The organism is Vibrio sp. 10N.261.55.A7, from assembly GCF_002877365.1.
Classification (GTDB): domain Bacteria; phylum Pseudomonadota; class Gammaproteobacteria; order Enterobacterales; family Vibrionaceae; genus Vibrio.
In genome coordinates this window covers 1-4,094 of record NZ_MCWZ01000189.1, presented here as the reverse complement: position 1 = coordinate 4,094, position 4,094 = coordinate 1, and the positions used below count along the sequence as shown (strand labels likewise).

Genomic DNA, 4,094 nt, shown 5'->3' with positions numbered 1-4,094 from the left:
GGATATGGCAAGCGGTGCTTCCACTTTACTCGATTTCCATACGCCAGGCAGCAATGGCTATCAATGGGAAATAGAGATAGGCCTTAAAGCGGGTAAATCAATCGGTCATACTCAAGCGATTAAAGACGCAGTAAAATCTGCAGAACCCGGTGAGGCGTGGAATTATAGTGACAAGAATACCGATACTCTGGCGTTGATATCTGAAAAAGTGTCAGGTAAAAAATTCAGCACGTTACTTTCTGAGTTAAGCAGTGATTTTGGTGCTAATCATTCAGGGTCTATTGCGATCACGAATGAAGGAAATGCGTCGCCTTCTTATGGTATCAGTCTAACAACACGTGACTACGCGCTGTTCCACCAATGGATCGCACAAGGTAAAGCACCGAAAAGCTATTATGGGTCTGTGCTTGATGCGAACAAAAATCAGATCACAACAACCAATGAAATCGCAGCGCAGCTGATGCCTGGTGTGAGCTACGGATCTCAAACCTACTTTATTGCTGGAGATAACGTGTTGTACTCAAGTGGTTCATTCGGGCAAATAGCCTTTAGCGATATGGAAACAGGCGTTGTGGTTGCGATGTACCAAGATTGGGCTGTTAATGCTGAGCCTGAGAAATTCAGCGAGTCTCGTGAGAGAGCGATGAAAATCATTAAAGAATTGAGGGCTCAAAAGTAAACATTGGCCATATCGAGGTCGCAATATATAGACACTATATTGCGATCCGTTTAGTTACAAATCTAATCGGGTTCTGCGCGAGCCTATTACCGCTTCAATGGTTCATCTCTAGAACTTAACCATCATAAAATTCAGAGTGAAAGCCGAGCCAATGCATAGTTCGACATTTTGGATTCGGGCTTTCAATACTTTTTAACATTATTCTCGCATCGACGAACATCACAATTTGATATAGTCTCTCGTCAAAAATAAGGCTCAAAGAAGCCGTTAAGTTATCTCAGGGTAACCAGTCAGCTCAAACAATCTCATTAGGAAAAAGAAACATCTATGACCGATTTGGAAAAATCCGTTGATAAGCAGCTCATGACTCAAGGACATCGAAGCTTGCAAGAGCGGTTCTATCGTTTAAGAAACAACAAAGTATTTGAATGGTTTGTCATTTCCATCATCGTTTTTTCTGCGTTGATGATAGGGGCAAACACCTACGACATGCCGCCAAGTTTAGTGAGTTTACTCAAGGTACTCGACTGGGGTATTACCCTTATCTTTTTGGTTGAAATATCGATACGTTTTGTTGGTGAGCCGAATAAGAAACGTTTCTTCAATAATTTTTGGAATATCTTTGACACCTTAATTGTCGTGGTCAGTTTGATCCCAATTCAAGACAGTGAAATGGCGGTACTTGGCCGATTGGTTCGTATCTTCCGTGTACTCAGAATGGTGTCAATCATTCCTGAGCTGAGGCTGCTGATTAACTCATTGGTGAAAGCGCTGCCTCAACTCAGTTATGTCATGCTGCTGATGTTCATCATCTTCTATATTTATGCGGCAGTTGGCTCTACGTTTTATGCGTCGATCAACCCAGTACTTTGGGGTGATATCTCCATCAGTATGTTAACCCTATTCCGCGTCATGACGTTTGAGAGTTGGACAAGCGTGATGTACGAAACCATGGATCACTATCCGCTTTCATGGATCTATTTCTTGTCATTCATTTTCTTCACGGCCTTTGCGTTTCTAAACATGGTAATAGGTATTGTGGTGAATGTCTTAGAGCAGGAACGTCAAAATATCGCGAGAGAAGAGGGTGAAGCCCAAAACGAGCCTACCATGATGGAACTCAAGCAAGAACTCGACGAAATCAAGCAAATGTTGAAACAGCAAACGACTCAAAAGAGTGAGTAAAACGTTGATCGCCAAATCCGAGTCACTCTAAGCGTAACCCTTATCTAGAGGGTAGACGATAACAAAGGCCCGTATGTGACGGGTCTTTTTCATGGTTCACACTTTAGATATTTTGGAAGAGAACTTCTAAACGAAGCGTAAACTTGGCTTCTTGATAACGTTCAATATCCTCTTCTTTAAACCAGTTGTATTCTGGGGTCAGCTCAAGGAATAACCATGGGCGAAAAAAGCTTTGTCTGTACGTCGCCGAAAGGTGGGTATTGCTTATGTAGTGATAAGGCCGATTCGTGCCCGTTGTGCTGGCTTGGTAACTCATGGCCTGATGATCAGAGATGAATTGGTACAAAGTGAAGCCACTCCCCAGCTCCCAACCTTTTATGTCATCTTCATAAGTGGCGAAGTTTGACCAACGAAACAGAAATTCTTTGTTAATGGAATGGTCGATATCGATTTCTGTTTTTTCACCCGTGACTCGTTTCTTTTGATAAATACGCTGCACGATCGTCGCGGTGGTGTCGACAGAAATGGGGTAGGTGTACCGAAAACGCCCTTCAATACCCGGTTTAGCCGTAATTTTAATGTTAAAGCTTTGCCGTGCTTTTTGAATCCAATCGTACTGCAGCCCAAGCGTGCTCTCCGCATTTTCTGTTGAGGTGGGAAACAGATCAAATACGTCATCTTCATCGTCTGTTTCAAAGACGACTTTAAGGCGCCGGGTCACCTCTGGTAGGTGAAAACGCGCTTTGAAACGAGTCTTAAATTGATAACCTTCATTTTCGACCAGAGAAAAATCGTTGTACCAACGGATGATCGTTCCCGCTTTGGCATCCCCGTCTGTTCGTTCATCAACAAAGAAGTTATCAAACCAAACGGCAGGTTGGCAAAAACGGGTATTGAGATAATCGAAGGTTCGATCAATTACACGTTCACCGCCTTGGTTACTATTGCATGCCTCTGCCGGTGTTTGCGCTGGCGTCTCGTTTGAGGAGTGATCGTTTTGCTTGTTGTTATTCTGTTGGTTAGAGTGACTAGAAGTGCTTTTTTCATCTTCAGAGTCCGCTATTAGCTCTTCAGCCAACGTGATAGAAGATAAAAGGGCAGTAAAACATACAGCGATAATAGAGCGTGTGAAAACCAAAGAATAAACCGTTTAACAACTACTTATATTGATAACTGTAGCAGTATTCATTAGGCTAATGAATTGTTAATTTCAAAACGTTGTTTGAACCTCAAATATTTGTCCGTCGATGACGATTCTCTCTAGTCGGAGCGTGATTGAGTTCGCTATTATTAGCGTGATGAGTTTTACCTTTAATAAGGAGTAGAGGGTGGAAAAGCTTTACCTTGTGATTGATTTTTTAGAGCAATACAAAGGCTTGACCAGTGCGTTGATCTTCCTGTTCATCATCTTGGTTCGTCGCCTGGTATTGTCAGGTATTCGCGGAGAAGAACTGTTTTTATCAGAAGATCAGCGTAAGTGGATGTCTCGAACCAAAAATGGTGCGTTCGGTGTTCTAGTCATTTCCATCTTCATGCTTTGGCAGTCAGAGATCGCCGAGTTTGCATTGTCGGTTACTGCGATAGCCGTGGCGATAGTTGTCGCGTCAAAAGAGATCATCCTCTGTTTCACGGGCTCAATTCAACGTGCGAGCTCGCGTTCTTTTCGTATCGGCGACTGGATAGAAGTTGGAAAGATTAGCGGTGAAGTCATTGAGCACAACTTGATGGCCACTGTGATTCAAGAAATAGATTTGTATCACGGGCAATATCACTACACCGGAAAAACGGCCACACTGCCCAACAGTATGTTCTTCACTTATCCAGTGAAAAACCTCAACTTTATGAAGCGCTACGTTTACCACAGCTTTGAAATTGTGGTGAAAGACTTTGTGAATCTCTACCCAATGCTCGATGGGTTGATCTTGAAGATTGATGAACACTGCGAAGAATTCATTGAAGTCGCACGCCGTTACAACATCGTGATAGAAAAACACGCAGGCGTCGACTTACCAGGCTCTGAGCCGCACATTCACATTACCAGTTTACCGACAGGTGAGCAGTCGGTTCACTTCATGATTTTCTGCCCAACGGAACAAGCTTCCCACCTAGAACAGCATATTAGAAAAGACTTCATGGAAGACTACCACTTACGGTTTGGTGAGAGCACATCGACCGATGTAACAGAGGCTGACACTCAAGCTAGTCATTAACGGAATGATAAGTTTAATAA

At 43.1% G+C, this 4,094-nt stretch carries 4 protein-coding genes; 3 read left to right on the top strand and 1 reads right to left on the bottom strand.

The window, feature by feature from the left end; genetic code table 11:
- Positions 1-679: serine hydrolase (locus BCU12_RS10200; protein WP_157939872.1), on the top strand; the 679-nt coding region annotated here is incomplete at its 5' end.
- A gap of 327 nt (positions 680-1,006) precedes the next feature.
- Complete coding sequence (locus tag BCU12_RS10195) at positions 1,007-1,864, top strand: ion transporter (RefSeq protein ID WP_102404195.1); 858 nt, start codon at positions 1,007-1,009, stop codon at positions 1,862-1,864.
- A 103-nt stretch (positions 1,865-1,967) separates the two neighbouring features.
- Here BCU12_RS10195 and BCU12_RS10190 read toward each other — a convergent pair whose 3' ends face one another.
- The gene (locus BCU12_RS10190; protein ID WP_241909799.1) at positions 1,968-3,002 is read right to left on the bottom strand and encodes a hypothetical protein; all 1,035 of its coding nucleotides are present in this window, start codon (positions 3,000-3,002) and stop codon (positions 1,968-1,970) included.
- A gap of 190 nt (positions 3,003-3,192) precedes the next feature.
- Here BCU12_RS10190 and BCU12_RS10185 point away from each other — a divergent pair, with 190 nt between their 5' ends.
- Entirely contained in the window at positions 3,193-4,074 is an 882-nt protein-coding gene (locus BCU12_RS10185; protein WP_102404194.1) for a mechanosensitive ion channel family protein, read from the top strand.
- Positions 4,075-4,094: the final 20 nt, after the last annotated feature.

Excerpts from the sequence above, each read along its gene's own strand:
- BCU12_RS10195 (WP_102404195.1), top strand. The coding sequence starts at position 1,007 with ATGACCGATTTGGAAAAATCCGTTGATAAGCAGCTCATGACTCAAGGA.